The organism is Treponema denticola ATCC 35405 (assembly GCF_000008185.1).
Taxonomy (GTDB): Bacteria; Spirochaetota; Spirochaetia; order Treponematales; family Treponemataceae; genus Treponema_B; species Treponema_B denticola.
In genome coordinates this window covers 74,027-90,173 of record NC_002967.9, presented here as the reverse complement: position 1 = coordinate 90,173, position 16,147 = coordinate 74,027, and the positions used below count along the sequence as shown (strand labels likewise).

Here is a 16,147-nt window from a genome sequence, read left to right as displayed (position 1 = left end):
GATATAAATGATATATAAGGCTATTCATTATATAAATCAGTTTTATGCCGGTATAGGCGGTGAATCATCGGCAGACTCCGGTTTTGTTGTTTTGAGAGACAAAAAGGGTCCTGCTATCGGCTTAGAAGGCTTATGGCATGGAAAGATGATTGTGACAAAAGTTATTTGTTGCGGAGATAATTATATAAATCTTGATAGGAATTTTGAAGAAGTATGTAGGCAGCTGAAAAAAATTGTAGAAGAAGAAAAACCTGATGTCTTAATTGCAGGTCCGGCATTTAATGCCGGAAGATATGGTATGGCTTGTGCTAAAATATGTGACTATGTTCGGAGTAATCTGAATCTTCCATCTGTTACGGCTATGTGGCACGAAAATCCCGCTGTTAAAATATATGTTAGAAATAATTATATAATAAGCAGCACAGAAACTGCTGCGGGGATGCACAAAACATTGCAGGACTTAGCTGACCTTGCCTTAAAACTTGCTAAGAAGGAAAAAATAGGTCCTGCCCGTATTGAAGGATATTTACCGACAGGGCATCGCTATAATGAATACCATAAAAAAACCGGTGCTGAAAGAGTGGTGGATATGTTGTTGGATAAGTTAAATGGCCGGCCCTATCAAACTGAGGTTCCCTTACGGGGGTTTGAGAGAGTTCCTCCTGCTCCGCCTATTCATAAAATGAACAAAACAACTATAGCATTATTTACTACCGGCGGATTAGTTCCTATTGGAAACCCTGATAAACTCAAGCAAGCCTTTGCTGAGGATTTTAAAGTCTACGATATTTCTAACCGCGATACCTTGCCGCAAGGGGTATATGAGTCCATTCATGGGGGATATGATACTACAGCAGCATCTGCAGAGCCTAATAGATTGATTCCCTTAGATGCTTTAAGACAATGTGAAGCCGAAGGTATTATTGGGGGAATATATCCTTACTTTGGAACGACATGCGGTGTTGGTACAAATGTGGCTGTTAGTGAGTCCATGGGCAAGGCTTGGGCAAGGAAAATTAAAGAAGAAGGTGTAGGTGCTGTAATTTTAACTAGTACGTGAGGAACCTGTACACGTTGCGGTGCAACGATTTGCAAAGAATTGGATCGTGTCGGTATTCCAAACGTACATATAAACGCATTTACGTCCATATCTGAAAGTGTTGGGGCAAACCGAATTGTTTTTGGCGGTGGATTTACTGCACCTGTAGGTAATCCTATGCTCCCTCTTGAACGCGAGACGGCATACAGACGTAAAATTGTTGATAAAGCTTTAGAAGCCTTGCAAACAGAAGTCTTATCACCTACTGTTTTCACTGTAGACCATGATAAGGAGGGATAAAATATGGATGATATGGTTTTAATTCGTCAGTATTTTGATGTTAAAGATGTTAAGTTTGGGGATAAATGCTGCTTTTCTGATGGAATTTTAACAATTTCCGAGGATGAATTGAATGAAGTTGCCAAAGACTTATTTAATGCTGTTAAAGGGTTTAGATTGGAGATTACCCATCCCGGAGAAAATGCTCGAATAATTCATGTTTTAGATACACTTGCTTCTATGGTAAAGCTTGAAGGAGAAGGACAGCAATATTCCGGTTTTTTTGGAACACCTTTTACTGTAGGGCGTGGCATAACAAATATCTTTTCAGGTTTTTCAGTTATGGAGAGTGCTGATCTTCCATGGGATGAGACTAATGCATCAAGCGGGTTATTGTATCCGCGTGATGCTATAATTGAAATAGCCGGAGACTATGCTCAATATACTCCATTTTCTGAAATGCACAATCTAGTGATAGTATATGATTTAAATGAAGGAAAATCCGCAATGGAATATGACAATGATATCCGTCTGATAGCCATTAAAATATCTACATATCTTGCGGAGCTTACCAGAACTCTTAAACCTGATCGTACCGAAACATTTCAAACTTTACAAAACAACAGCTCTCTTCCAAATGTTGTTTTGGTATGGCAATGCCAAAATCAAGGGCCATATGCTAATACTTTTTTATATGGACTGCCTATTTATGATATTGTCCCGACTATCCTACATCCTAATGAGATGCTTGATGGTTGCATAGTAAGCGGTAATTATGTTTGGCCGGCTTTTAAGGTACCGACATATTTACATGTTAATCATCCGATTTTATTGGATTTATATCGCCGGCATGGTAAGGATCTATGGTTCAAAGGAGTTATTTTATGCCGAAGTCATAATCCAAGTAACTGGCATAAACAAAGATGCGCCAGTCATTGTGTTAAACTTGCACAAATGCTTAAAGCGGACGGATTAGTAATGGCGTGGGAAGGCGGCGGAAATGCCTGCGTTGACGGTATGTATACTATTCAAACAGCAGAAAACCATGGAATTATGGCTTCAACGATTACATTTGAATTTGGAGGGAAAGACGGCACTGAAGGCGTTTTGCTTGTTGATCACTTTCCGGAAGCAGATGCAGTTTGTACAGGAGGTTCTATTGAAAAACCTGTATATCTCAAACAGGTTAAGCGTGTTGTTGGAGGAGATACATTTCGGCTTAATAAAGAATCCGGAGGTTTTTTCCCTCCTTCAAATAATGAATTGGTTTTGGATAATACAACACATCTTTATTTAGGCGGAAATCAGTGCGGCTATAGCAAAATATTTGCTGAAGCTTACTGATCCTTATATAGATTTGATTTAAATTCATCTTTAAGATGAAAGGAGGAATTATGAAGCGAAGGATGAACAACATTTTTCGTAGTGACGGAAAGGCTTTTGTGCTTGCTTTAGACCATGCAGCAATGATGCCGTCTCCGGATTTACATGATGCCGGCCATGTGATACGGGAAGCAGTATCCGGAGGGGCTGATGCCTTTTTGACGACTTATGGTATGATAAAAAATTTCCAAAAAGAATTTGGAAATACCGGTCTTATCATGAGGGCGGATGGAGGTATCTCTTCATTACGAAAGCCTATGGATCGGCTGGACCTATTGTATTCGGCAGAAGATGCTGTAAGAGTTGGAGCTGATGCTATGCTATGTATGGGTTATCCTGGCTCGACGGATAATGAGCATAGCCTTAAATATCTTGCAAAACTTTGTGCAGATGGAGAAAAATTCGGTCTGCCCATAGGAGCTGAAATGCTTCCGTTTGGATTTGAAAAACATGAAGGCATTGATACCCGCTCAATCGACAATATAAAATTCGCCTGCCGTCAAGGAGCTGAACTTGGAGCCGATTTTGTCAAAACCGAGTTTGTAGGCAAGGATGATTTTATTGGAGTTACTGAAAGCTGCTTTGCTCCCATTTTGGTTCTTGGAGGAAGCAAAGCAAAATTCGAAGAAGAGATTTTTTTGGATATTAAATCTGCACTGGAAGCAGGGGCAAAGGGGATAATTATGGGGCGGAATATATATCGCCATTCCAATATTGCTCGTTTTTGTGAAGCGATATCTATTGTCATTCATGACAATGCTTCTGTTGCCGAAGCTCTTTCCATATTGAAATAGGAGGTATGATAAAATATGTCGATAAAAATAAGGACTGCAGCAGTTACAGGCCCGCATAAAGTCGAAATCCTAGAGCTGAACACGCCTGATCTTAGAAGCGGTGAGGTGCTTGTCAAAGTTCATGCAGTTGCTCTTTGTACATTGGAGCAGCGAATTTTTCGGGGTGAAATTCCCATGCCCCTGCCTTGTACCGGAGGTCATGAGGTTTCAGGCGAAGTAGTTGCCCTTGGTGATGGGGTAAATACGAAAAAATGGTCTGCAGGGGATAGGGTGGCTGTGCGCTTGCTTTATAATTGCGGTGAGTGTCATTATTGTCATAGCGGACATAATAATTTATGCGAACGCGCACAAAAAAAACCTGTAAGAGAAAATTTATTGGTAGGCCCCGGAGGCTTATGTGATTATATCATTGTTAATACTTCTGCTCTTTTTCCAATTTCAGACGAGCTCAGCTACGAGGAAGCATGTCTTACAGAACCATTGGCCTGCTGTGTACACAGTATTGAAAGAGCAAATTTACAGTTGGGCGAAGATGTAGTTGTAATAGGAGGTGGTATTATGGGGCAATATCATATAATGTTAGCCAAGTGCCGCGGTTGTCGAGTTATTTTAAGTGAAGTTGATCCGGAAAGATGCAAACTGGGAAAACAGCTGGGGGCGGATATAGTCTTTAATCCTTTGGAGCATGACCCTGTTACATTTATACAAAGTTTAACAAATGGACGAGGAGCAGATGCAGTATTTAATACAACACCTATTCCTGGAGTTGTTCCTCAAGCAATCGCAATGACCGGTAAATGCGGAAGGATGATCCAATACAGTTCAATGCATCCTGATTCTCCCACACCTGTTAGTCCTCAAATGCTGCATGGTAGTGAGATTGTGTTAACGGGAGCAATTAGTCCTGATGAAAGAAATTTTTATACTGCAAACAGATTATTATCTACAGGTATCATTAATTGTAAACCTTTGATTGCTAAAAAATTTCCTTTTGAGGAGGCTCAAAAAGCTTTCGAAGCAGCTATTGTTCCGGGCACATTTCGTATGATTATTACAGATTAAAAATTTTATTTTCTAAGGAGGTCTATCATGAAAATAAAAGAAAACGAAAAATTGGGTTTAGGCTCATGTGTAACTATTCTTGTCGGAGGCTGTATCGGAAGTGCTATCTTTTCGCTTTCAGGTATGACTATGTATTATGCGGGGCCCGCAGCTCTGATTACATGGTTTGTTGCTGCCTTGATTTTAGGCTTGTATGGGATTCAGGTTGCTGAACTATCAATTCGATATCCTAAATCGGGAGGTGTATTTGTATTTCCTGCAAAAGCAATGGGTAAAAATGAGCGTGAAGGAAAAGTATGGGGATTTATTTCTGCTTGGGGCTATGTTATTTCCAATATAATTGCAGTAGCTTTCTCAGCTATTTATGTAGCTGTATACTTGGGAGTCGGTTTTCAAGCTCTAGCCGGATTTAGAATCCCATTGGCAATTATTTCTATTGTTATATGTACGGCTCTTAACTTAATAAAAGTTACAAGTGCAGGAAAGTACAATAATGTGTTGGTAGCTTTACTTGTGATAACAATGCTCACTTTTGTAAGTATTGCTATGTTTGCCGGTAGATGGAATCCTCAAAACATGGTTCCTTTTTTTACACAAGGTGCTAAAGGAGTAGCCGGTTTTATTCAAGCTATTCCTAATGCTATGGTTGGGTATGGCTCTGTAGTAGCCATTGCCTTCATGGTTGGAGAAGTAGAAAATCCAAATCGAACAGTTCCTAAATCGTTAGCTATCTCTCTTATTCTTGTTGTTCTTTTATATCAACTTATGATTCTGGGAACAATGGGAAATATTACCACGGAATTTTTAATTAAGAATCCCGGTATGAGATTTATACCTATGTTTGCTGCAGCTTTTACATCTCTTAATATGTTCCCATGGCTTTCAAAGCTCATTTCTATTTCTGCATTGCTCGCCTTATTGACGACAATGCTTGTTGTCGGGTTCTTAAATGCTCGTGCTGTATGTTCAATGGCAAATGCAAAAATGCTGCCGGCATTTTTTGGTAAAGTCAATAAAAACGGGGTTCCATCCACAGCCTGTCTTACCTTGTCAGCATGTACAATTGTACTAAGTTGTTTTCCAAGCATTACAGAGTTATTGGTAAATTTAGGATCAATTTCAGCAGCAATCACTATAGTTATTGTGTGTTTTTCGTTGATAGCATCTCGAAAAAAACTACCTCATGTAGAAGGTAATTATGCTGCTCCCGGAGGAAATATTGTTTCAATATTGACGATTATTCTGATATTAGTTTGTTATATACCTGCTATTTTTAATGGCAGTGTATATATGTGGCTATTCACATTTATTTTATATGGTATCGGCGGAATTATTATGTTTATAATGATGAAAAAAAATAAGGCTGATTAGGATTGAGATTTGAAGCAGCGGGTTTCCGCTGCTTCTTTGACAGCGATTTGCCTGTTTTCTGTAGGAGGAAATAATGAGAATTACGGATAAGTTACAACCTATCACTAATGGAGAAAGTTGTGTTGCTGTCGGTTTTTTTGATGGACTTCATGTTGGACACAGAGCCGTTATTGATAGACTCTGTAAATGCAAAAATCTAAGGCCGGTATTAATTAGCTTGTCTAATAATTCCAGTCCTGTTATTTATACTGAAGAAGAAAAGTCCTATTTATTGCAAAATGGTAAACTGGATACTATGTTCTCTCTATCTGAAGATATAATCAAAAATATGACGGCAGAGTCTTTTGCACATGATGTGTTAAATAAGATGCTAAATACAAAAACCCTTGTAGCCGGAGAAAATGCTCTGTTTGGGCTTGATCAAGTAGATGTAAATCATTTTCGTTCAATTGGAAAAAAATATGGATTTACTGTGGAAACTGTTCCAATGGAATGTATAAATGGCCTTGAAGTTAGTTCCAATACTATCAAACAAACAATTCACGACGGTGATTTTTCTAAGGTGTCCTCAATGCTTGGCTCTTCTTATCTTATCAGCGGTACCGTAGTTCATGGAAAGGGTGCCGGACATAAATTCGGTATGCCTACGGCAAATATTTCCATTGCAGCAAATAAACTTTTCCCGCCTCACGGGGTCTATGGGTCAATAAGCCGCTTTCAAGGAGAGAATCATTTTGGAATGACAAATATAGGTTTACGGCCATCCGATGATGATATTCCAATTCCAACTATTGAAACCTTTTTGTTGAATTTTGACCGCGATATATATGGGCAAAAAGTTTTTCTTGAATTATTGGTTTATATTAGAGGTATTAGAAAATTTGACGGGGGGCTTGCAGAAGTAAGACAGCAGATCGATAAAGATATTAAGCAAATACATAGTTATATCGAAGAGAATGGAAACTTATTACAAGTTAAACCTAAAGAAATTTGTTAGCCAATTTAAGGCCGATTGAGTCTTAGAGTCAATCGGCCTTATAAAATAATTATACTTTAAATTTATTTACCTCTAGTGATAAGTGTTCGATGCTATCCTTATTTTTTTGCGATATTTCACTTACTTCTTTACTTGATTCATTTATTGCAAAAGCTGCCGTAGCCATTTCGTTCATGCTATTGTTTATATTTCTGGTAAGAGCATCAAGTTTTTGCATTTCTTCTGAAACCTTAATACCTCCGGACAGCATTTCTACCGATCTGGTCTTTACTTCGCCCGTAATTGTGTTTATGTTTTTTATTGCATGAAGGACTTCATTACTTCCGTTTTCTTGTTCTTTCATTGCAAATACCATAAGTTCTTCTTGCTGTGAAATTTGATTTACCAGTTCATACACCTTAATAAAAGATTTTTCAGCTTCTTTACCGACGACTGTGAGCTTTTCGATAATCTGGGTAGATTTTTTCATAACCTCACCTATCTGCTTACCCTGCATATTAGACTGTTCTGAAAGTTTTCTTATTTCATCGGCTACAACGGCAAAACCTTTTCCGCTTTCGCCTGCATGAGCTGCTTCAATTGCGGCATTCATAGCTAAAAGATTTGTCTGACTTGCAATGTTTTGAATAATCTCACTCGTTTCAAGCAAGGAAGCCGATAAGGATGCTATTTGAGCAACTACATCATTTGCTAATCTTGCACCTTCTTTACCGCTCTTTGTTTTCTCATATACGGTTTTAATAAGAGTATTGTTTTTTTCAAGATTGTTTGTAACTGAGGCTATGTTAGCAACCATTTGTTCAACTGCTGCGGAAGATTCCTCAATACTTGAAGCTTGTACTTCAATGTCGCTGTCCAATTCTCCAAGCCTGCTGATAACCTGTTCGATTGTTGCAGATGTTTCCGTGACACTGGCGCTTTGATTGACTGTTTGTGTTTTTACCGATTCTATATTTTGAGTAATTTGGTGTATGGCACTTGCTCTGTCGGATATATTTTGTGCAAGTACATCACCGACATCCTTCATTTTTTGTGAATTCATTAAAACGGCTTTTATCATATAGCTTATTTTTGCAATTGTGTCGGCAAAATAATCCGTCAATTTTCCAATTTCATTATTACCCGTTGAAGGAAGCGTAACACGTAAATCTCCTTCCGATACGGTTTTAAGAGCAGCGATAACCTTATTAACCGGGCGTATGATAAAGAGCTTTGTAAATATCATGATTGTTAAAACAAATAGAATAAATATAAAAAGTAAAACAGCTGCCGTCTTTATGAAGAAGTTTGTTTGACTCCTTTGAATTTCTTCAATCGAATATAAAAATTTTGAGTACCCTATTATATTTCCTGAAAAATCATACATAGGATAATAAGCGGCGGCATTGGTTCCGTCAATTTTGATAAGGTTCTCTTTGTTTCCCAATTCTTCCATAATTGCAGCAGAATCTTCGGAATTATCGTTTTCAAAATTGGAACCTATTATTTTATAAGTGTTGTCTAAAGTGCGGGCACATACGCTTATATTTAAACCGCCTTCCAATACTTCCCTGGAACAGTTATTAAGAAAACCCTGTATAAAGTCGCTATTAACATCTCCCCCATATTCTACCGACCCTATGTGTTTATTGTTTTGATCGAAAAGAGGTTTTACTACTCTAAAGCCCAAATCGGTTACTCCGACTTCAAGCCCGCTTATTTCTTTTTTTTCGGAGTTTGCCTGTAAAATTGTTTTTCTAAACCCTGAAAGATCATCATTGAATTTCTTTGGGTTTTGAACACGTAAAAATGAAATTGCCGGCGGTATATGAAAATGGAATTGTTTAGCTTTATAGTTTTTTTTCATTTCATCAAACAGAGGTAAGGTAAGTTCGGTAAGAGTTTTCCTGTCTCTTGCTGCAAAAGCCTTTATTATTTTTTCATCTTTGGAAATATTATTCAATATCATCTTGCCCATAAGCTCATACGTATTTAACTCATGGTTGAAAGCTGAGTGTTTTATGTCTGCCATCATCTTTATTTGATTTGAAGAGAATTTTTTAAGACTTCGCCAATCCTTGTATGCGATTATTAGATATTGGGCTAAAAGCAATATAACGGTAAAAAGTAAAAGTCTGCTTCCTATGGAATAGAACCTCGTTTTTGCCGAATCAGAAAGCTGAGTTGAGGTACCTTTTGTTTCCGACATAAAAAACTCCTTGGATAACAATATTAGATATATTCATTATACTGCAAATTATTAAAAATATCAATAATTTCTAGAATATTACTTTTGTTTTCTCGCCTCAATTTTCACAGGGTCATAAAAACCTTCTTTCCAGTTGAAGCGTGAAGTATCTTCGAGAAAAATTCCTTTTCTGCATGAGTTTACAATATGTCTGTACTCACCGCGTTCGATTTCCGTGTGAGAAAAATCAAGAAGGAATTTATCAAAGCCTTTTTTTTCCAAAGAGCCGATGCGGTCGGTTATCGAAAAAGGTTTTTCCGGTAGCACAAATGAAGCAGACGGTGTTGAAAAAGCCTTGAAAGCCTCTCCTTGTTTATCGGAAAAATATAAGAAATCATAAGTTTTTGGAAGTGTGAACCTCATTCTAAATAGGGCAGGATAGGCAAAAACAGGGATCAGTACCTGTTTTCTCATACCGGGAGCATAAACCTCTTCAAGGTTTTTTTGAGAGTTTTCGATGGGAGATATAAACTTTAAAATATTATTTTCTTGAAGCCATTTTACAGCCCAGCGGTTAAAGCTGTAAAGATAGGGGCCGGCAACAAGGTTTAGATTTTTATTTTTTAGCATTGTAATATGGGCAGGATTGTTGATTACAAATTGAGTATAACCCTTTTCGATTAGGCTCATAAGATAGAGTTCAAGCTCATCGCTTTCGGCTTGTCCCATAAAAGGATCAAGTGAAATAAAGATTTCCCGTTTTGAGAAAGGGAGAGGTTTGCCGCTTTTTCCCGTACCGGCTAAGGCTTCTCTTGTATCTTCGTTTAGGTTTATAATGACCCGCACAGGTTTGTCGGAAAGAATGGTGTGGAGGCTGTTTACTGAAGATACTTGAACATAAAAACCGTCAGGGAAGATATCAATATTGGATTTACTCAAAATTTTTTTAGCCCGCTTGTCGTCCTGTTTGTTTTTTGCTCCTTCCTTTACATTCTCATTACCGGCAGGATTCCCTTCGGGATAAAGTTTAAGTTCGGGAAGCTTGTCGTCTCCGGGCCTTTTTCTAAAAGGACTCAAAGTTTTGGGCAGCACCGGAGTATAACGCTTACTCATACTTTTAGTTTGCAAAAGGTAAACGCTGTCGCCTATGCCGAAATCGGCAGGGACCTGAATCCATACTTCATCGGCCGAACCTGATTTTTTTGAAGAGGCTTTTTCAATCCTTATATCTTGAATTTTCCAGCTTTCTCTTCCGCGGTCATCCTTTGTATGAAGCCGAATCGAATCCCCAAAATCGGGAGTATAGGAGCCGCCCTTTAAAAGCACATAGTGAACCTTGCGCATGGGCTCTTCTTTTGTTTTCCCTTCAACTTCTTTAATCTTAAATTGGGCGGTTTTGTCTATCGTTCCTAAAAAAATACCGGTGCCGCCCGCCTGATTCGGGTTTAATATTTCCTCAGCCTTTGACGAAACAAATAAAAAGCTAGTCTTTTTTCGGGCAAAGTCTCCGGCTAGAATGCGGCGGCCTGTTTCGACAGCTTCCTTTTTATTCTTTTCCCAGTTGTCTATTACATGGCGGTAGGCTGAAACTACCGTCCCTACATATTCTGCACTCTTCATTCTTCCTTCAATTTTAAAGGATGAAACTCCCGCTTTTATAAGGTCGGGAACATAATCGATGAGCTGCAAGTCATGGGGAGAAAAATAATAGCCGTCTTTGTCGCCTTGAGGTGTGTGGGCCGTGTAAAGTCTTCGGCAGGCTTGGGCACACATCCCTCGGTTTGCTGATTTTCCTCCAAGGTATGAAGAAAACATACATAGCCCCGATTGGCAGACGCATAGGGCTCCGTGCACAAAAACCTCAAGCTCGCAGGATGTGTTTAAGTTGACCGCTTCGATTTCTTTTAATGAAAGCTCCCTTGCTAAAACAACCCTTGATATTCCGAATCGGCTTAAAGCATTTGCAGCCTTGGCTGAGGCTATATTCATCTGGGTTGAGGCGTGAAGCTTTAATTTTGGAAAGTGTGTTTTAGCCATTTGAACTATGCCCAAATCTTGAACGATGATGCCGTCGGGAGAAACTGAATCAAGGTATTTTAAAAAGCGGTACATCTTTTCGGTTTCTTCTTCGGTTAAAACCGTATTAACGGTAACATAGACCTTTTTATTCCGCTTGTGAAGGCTGTCTACGGCTGCTTCAAATTGGCTCCATGCAAAATTGGAGGAACGCATACGCGCATTAAAAGTTTTTAAGCCTAAATATACGGCATCGGCTCCTTCGTTTACGGCAGCATCAAGGGCCTCAGTATTCCCTGCCGGAGCTAAAAGTTCTATGTTCATTGTTTATACCTCTAGCTCATTGTATCATATTTGATAAAAAAAATCAGGTAGGAAAGAAAGGCTATACCGAGACCATTGCTTTAATCTTATTTGTATCGGCTCTTAATTTTTTTAGGGCTCTCAGCTGGGTTTGACGGATGGATTCAGCCGAGATTGAATATTTTTTTCCTAAGACGGCAAAGGTGGTCGAGGTCATAGTACCGTCAAGACCGTATCGGTTTCTTAAAACATCTTTTTCGCGGTCATTAAGTATTTCCAAACACTTATTTAATTTTTCTTTGAATTCGTTATCTATAAACTCTTCTTCGGGGTTATAGGTATTACACGGAATAAAATCATACAGGTTTGCCGATCTTTCGTTATCAACAGGATCGTCTAAACTGCATATATCTGTATAATTAAACGATTTTATCTGAGCGATAATATCTACTTTTTCTTTCATTATTTCTGCAAGCTGGCTATAAGAAGGTAAAATTCCGTATTTTATTTTATAGTTTTCTTCTTCTTTGTGTACTTGGCGGATTAAGGCTTCTTTTCTTACGGGAAGTTTTATAACTTTGTCGGCAGAATTCAAGTATCTTATAAAAGATTGTTTTATCCACCAAGCTGCATAGCTTGAAAAACGGACTTTAAACGATTTTGAAAATTTAGAAGCAGCCTTCATGAGACCCATATTACCTTCTTGAATGAGTTCCAAAATTTGGTTTTCATTTGAGCTGAACTTTTTAGCCATTTTTATTACAAGCCGCAAGTTTGATGTAACAAGAACCTCTATAGCCTCTGTATTGCCTTTTTTTACCTCATCGGCTAATTCTGCTTCTTGCTCGGCTGATAAAAGAGGATATTTTTTGCTATCCTTAATGTATTGTAAAAGCAGATTCTCCGTCATAATTTATTACCTCATAAGTTAATAAGCAAAAAGTGTGCTAAGATAAGCAGCTTTTTAGTCGTAAATAATGGAGTTATTACAATTTTATAAAGATTTTAAATCGGAAAAGCAAATATTTAATAATTGCTGTATATTTTTGTATACATTAATATGTATACTTATGTATAACACCGTCCGCACCAAGGGCACTAAAACTTGAATCTTCCTTTTGCTCTATGATTTTTTTAGAATAAATAAGAGCTGAAAGAGAAAATTTACCTCCTCCTTCCGGAAGGTCAACCGCAAACTGAGGACGGGATAGTCCTGAAAGTTTCGGTTCGACTCTTTCCCAAAGGTCTAAGGCCTCTTTTAAAGGAACACGGAAATGGGAGGTTCCGGCTGCAGGATCCAACTGAAAAAGATAGCCCGGTTTTATGCCCATGCAGGTAAGCTTATGAAAAAGTTTAATCAAAGTTTTTTCATTATCGTTTACACCTTTTAGAAGAACCGTTTGGCTTTGAATGGGTATACCGGCTTCAATGCAGGCATTTAAGGCATTTGTTTGCTCTTTTCCAAGCTCTGCGGGATGGTTTATATGCGGAATGAGCCATAGGGGCTTTGTTTTTTTCAAAAGATGTAAAAGTTCTTCAGTAAAAAGTTCGGGTGCAAAAATCGGAGCCCTCGTGCACAGTCTTATCAAAAGGTCTTCCTTTATTGTTCTCAGGCCGTCCAAAACCTTTTCAAGCTTTTTAAAACCTCCGCTTAAAGGGTCTCCGCCTGAAACAAGGATTTCCGTAACCTGAGGCATCTTTTTGATGTAGTCCGTAACTGCCTTTAATTCTCCGTCTCCAATATAGCTTTGAGATCGGGCGGTAAGGCCCCGTCTAAAGCAATAACGGCAATATGAAAGGCATTTTCCTGTCGTTATAAGAAGTACCCTGTTTTCGTATTGATGAACAAGATAGGGTGTGATACAGTATTTTTGCTCGCCGAGAGGGTCGGCTGTTTCGTAAGAGCATACGGTTTTTTCGCAGGCTGAAGGCTCAACTTGGAGGAGGAGGGCATTTGAGTCTTCGGGTTCTGATTCTTCTATCAGTTTTTGAAAAGCGGAGGAAATTAAGACGGGCTGCTCAAAATCTGCTGTTTCAGCAGCCGAAAATTCCCTCCAATTTTTTTCGCTCATATTTTAAGTTTTTGCTCTTTAAATATTTTCGACACCGAACATCATAGCTGCCATAACCTTTGCATCGCTTATGATATTCTTTATAAAAGCATATTCGTTGGGCTGGTGGCAGCTGTCATCAAGGGAGCTCCAAACAACGGCATTAAAGCCCTTAGAGCGCAGACAGGCAGCGACCGTTCCGCCTCCTATTCCTATCGTAGAGGTTTCAATTCCTTTTACCTTTTTTACGGCAGATGAAAGAAGGCTTACAATCTTCGCATCCTTAGGTGTTGCAGGAGAGGCCTCAGGTTCATCATATTCAAATCTGATACCCACTCCATACTTTTTTTCAACCTCTGAAGCTCTTTTTTGCATTTCTTTTAGGACTTCGTTTACATCGTAAGAAGGAAGAATTCGGCAGTCTACATAAAAAACATCGTCTCCCGGAATTGTGTTTACATTCGGTACATTGGCTTCTTTTTTAGTCGGCTGAAAGGTTGAATAATTAGGCGAAAATAAATCGTCTTTTTTGTTAAAATGATTTTCTAAGTCGTTTAAGCGGAGGGCAAGGTCGCAGGCTGCAACAAAGGCGTTTTTGCCCGTGTTAGGCATTGAAGCATGGGTTTGGACGCCCTTCGTAATAACCTTTAGCCAAAGGCCGGTTTTTTCGGCTATTTCTATCGTTTCTCCCTTAGGGTCGCCTCCATCTGGTACAAGAATCAAATCATCGTTTGTAAAAAGATTGTGCTTATTGAGGAGGTAAATTATGCCGTATTGGGAGCCGACTTCTTCATCGGCCACAAATAAAAGCTTGATAGTATGTTCGGGGGTGATTCCTAATTTGATAAAAGCCAAGGCTGCAAAAACCGAAGAAACAAGGCCCTGCTGGTTGTCTTCAACTCCGCGGCCTATAAGTTTTCCGTCCTTTTCGATTACAGTCCAAGGATCGCTTTCCCACTTAGACAGGTCTCCGGGCGGAACTACATCCAGATGGCTCATAATCCAGAGCCTTTCCTTATCGTTTTTTCCGGGAATGGTGACAATCAGATTAGGGCGTATTTTTGAAGAAACCCTCTCATCTGGGGCATCTAAGCGTTCAAAATTGCTAAAACCCGCTTCTTTTAAATATTTTTCCAGGGCTTCACATTTTTTTAATTCTCCGTCTCCATCGGATTCCGGAGCCATGGCAGGAATGGAAGTTAAAAGCCTTTCCAATCCTATAATATCGTTTGTTTTGGATTCAATAAAATCGGTAATTTTTTTAAAGGTGCTCATTTGCCTATTCTATCAAAAAAGGTGCAAAAATACAATCGGAAGAAAATAATTAATAAAGTATTTTAGGTAAGTAGGTTGACAATTCGACTTTTTCAAAATATACTATAAATGTGCAATGTTTCTATTTGTCAATGCATAAAGGTATGAGAGGTTAAAACTTGTTACAGCTGTCATTTTTGAATTTTAAAAAAGGCTCATATATTCTCATAGAAGGAAAGTCGGATACCGATCATTTTTATATTATACAAAGCGGAAAGGTGCAAGTCGCAAAGGAAGATGAGGTAGTTGCTGAAGAAGGCGGCAATGTTTTGGGGCCGGGAGACTTTTTAGGTGTTGTTTCCTGTATGTCCGGGCACACCCAAATCGAAACGGCTATTGCTTTGACCGATGCGCTTTTAATTTCCGTTCCATACGGCCAGTTCCCCCATCTGATTGAAAAGAATACTTCTGTTGCAATGAAGATAATTTACTCTTTTTCAAAAAAGATGCGCTATTTGGATGAGGCCTTAACCCGCATTACTCTAAAAAGGAATGTTGTAACTGGCATTTCCCATCTTTTTACAATCGGTGAATATTATTTGAGGATGTCCAAATTTGATTTGGCCCTTTATGCATATTATCATTATTTAAAGGCTCAGCCCAAGGGTGAATTTGCTGATGCAGCTCAAAAAAGGGTTATGGCTATCAAGGCTATGGGGGTAAAAATCCCTATGGAAGTTCTTGAACCTCCTACAAACCAAATGATAAGGCTCTACGATAAAGAGCACATGATTTTCTGTGAGTGTCAATCCGGAACCGAGCTCTATATTATTCAAAAAGGCCATGTAAAAATAACAAAGATTCTTGATAATAATGAAGTTCTGTTGGCTGTCTTAAAAGAAGGCGATATGTTCGGCGAAATGGCCCTTTTGGAAAATAAACCCCGCTCTGCAAGTGCTATTGTTACCGAAGAAGGATGTCAGCTTTTAGCTGTAAACCGCCAAAACTTTAATCAAATGGTTTCAACTCAACCTCAGCTGATTGCCCGCCTTACAACTACCTTTGCGGATAGAATCTGGGCAATGTACAAGCAGCTTGCCAATACTCTTATCAAGGACCATGTCGAAAAAATGTATGATATGCTTGCTATTCAGCTTGAAAAATCCAGAATTAAACCGGTAAAGGGCAAGTACCATACCTTTAACTTCGGCCCCGTCGAGTTGGCAAATATGTGCGGCATACCTAAAGAGGAAGTATCCGAGGCCGTTACAAAATTTTTAAAACAACCGATAGTAAGATGTGACGGATCTAAAATTTCCATAACGGACGAGTTGGAGCTTTCAAAGCAGGCCGCCTACTTTAAGAAGATGCAGGAAATTGAAAAATCCCGTATAAATGCCCGTGCAAAGAGCGGCGGATATTGGTAGAACG

Annotated in this window: 12 protein-coding genes; 7 read left to right on the top strand and 5 right to left on the bottom strand. The window is 38.9% G+C overall.

Going from position 1 to position 16,147, the window contains the following annotated elements; genetic code table 11:
- Nucleotides 1-7: 7 nt before the first annotated feature.
- The 6 genes from TDE_RS00400 to TDE_RS00370 all read left to right on the top strand — a co-directional run bounded on the left by TDE_RS00400 (nt 8) and on the right by TDE_RS00370 (nt 6,925).
- The gene (locus TDE_RS00400) at nt 8-1,339 is read left to right on the top strand and encodes a glycine/betaine/sarcosine/D-proline family reductase selenoprotein B (RefSeq protein ID WP_010956677.1); all 1,332 of its coding nucleotides are present in this window, start codon (nt 8-10) and stop codon (nt 1,337-1,339) included.
- Nucleotides 1,340-1,342: 3 nt separating this feature from the next.
- Complete coding sequence (locus tag TDE_RS00390) at nt 1,343-2,662, top strand: glycine/sarcosine/betaine reductase component B subunit (protein WP_002680929.1); 1,320 nt, start codon at nt 1,343-1,345, stop codon at nt 2,660-2,662.
- A gap of 50 nt (nt 2,663-2,712) precedes the next feature.
- On the top strand, nt 2,713-3,495 hold the full coding sequence (locus tag TDE_RS00385; RefSeq protein ID WP_002680928.1) for a class I fructose-bisphosphate aldolase: 783 nt from the start codon (nt 2,713-2,715) through the stop codon (nt 3,493-3,495).
- Between the two features lie 15 nt (nt 3,496-3,510).
- Nucleotides 3,511-4,557: a zinc-dependent alcohol dehydrogenase gene (locus tag TDE_RS00380; RefSeq protein WP_002680926.1), complete on the top strand. Its 1,047-nt coding sequence runs from the start codon at nt 3,511-3,513 to the stop codon at nt 4,555-4,557.
- 27 nt (nt 4,558-4,584) lie between these two features.
- The gene (locus TDE_RS00375) at nt 4,585-5,928 is read left to right on the top strand and encodes an APC family permease (RefSeq protein WP_002673282.1); all 1,344 of its coding nucleotides are present in this window, start codon (nt 4,585-4,587) and stop codon (nt 5,926-5,928) included.
- 73 nt (nt 5,929-6,001) lie between these two features.
- A complete protein-coding gene (locus tag TDE_RS00370; RefSeq protein WP_002673283.1) occupies nt 6,002-6,925 on the top strand; it encodes a riboflavin kinase in 924 nt (307 codons plus the stop codon).
- A 49-nt stretch (nt 6,926-6,974) separates the two neighbouring features.
- Here the strand turns inward: TDE_RS00370 and TDE_RS00365 are convergent, their stop codons facing one another.
- From TDE_RS00365 to TDE_RS00345, 5 genes are all read right to left on the bottom strand, one after another.
- Complete coding sequence (locus TDE_RS00365) at nt 6,975-9,113, bottom strand: methyl-accepting chemotaxis protein (protein WP_002680924.1); 2,139 nt, start codon at nt 9,111-9,113, stop codon at nt 6,975-6,977.
- Between the two features lie 78 nt (nt 9,114-9,191).
- Nucleotides 9,192-11,432: a peptidase U32 family protein gene (locus tag TDE_RS00360; protein WP_002680923.1), complete on the bottom strand. Its 2,241-nt coding sequence runs from the start codon at nt 11,430-11,432 to the stop codon at nt 9,192-9,194.
- Between the two features lie 61 nt (nt 11,433-11,493).
- The gene (locus TDE_RS00355) at nt 11,494-12,321 is read right to left on the bottom strand and encodes a sigma-70 family RNA polymerase sigma factor (RefSeq protein WP_002673287.1); all 828 of its coding nucleotides are present in this window, start codon (nt 12,319-12,321) and stop codon (nt 11,494-11,496) included.
- A 145-nt stretch (nt 12,322-12,466) separates the two neighbouring features.
- Nucleotides 12,467-13,483, bottom strand: a complete 1,017-nt coding sequence (locus TDE_RS00350) for a KamA family radical SAM protein (RefSeq protein WP_002680922.1) — start codon at nt 13,481-13,483, stop codon at nt 12,467-12,469.
- Nucleotides 13,484-13,501: 18 nt separating this feature from the next.
- Nucleotides 13,502-14,737, bottom strand: coding sequence for a M20 family metallo-hydrolase (locus TDE_RS00345; RefSeq protein ID WP_002680921.1), 1,236 nt, complete (start codon nt 14,735-14,737; stop codon nt 13,502-13,504).
- Nucleotides 14,738-14,895: 158 nt separating this feature from the next.
- Here TDE_RS00345 and TDE_RS00340 point away from each other — a divergent pair, with 158 nt between their 5' ends.
- Nucleotides 14,896-16,143, top strand: coding sequence for a Crp/Fnr family transcriptional regulator (locus TDE_RS00340; RefSeq protein ID WP_002673293.1), 1,248 nt, complete (start codon nt 14,896-14,898; stop codon nt 16,141-16,143).
- The last annotated feature ends 4 nt before the right edge of the window (nt 16,144-16,147 follow it).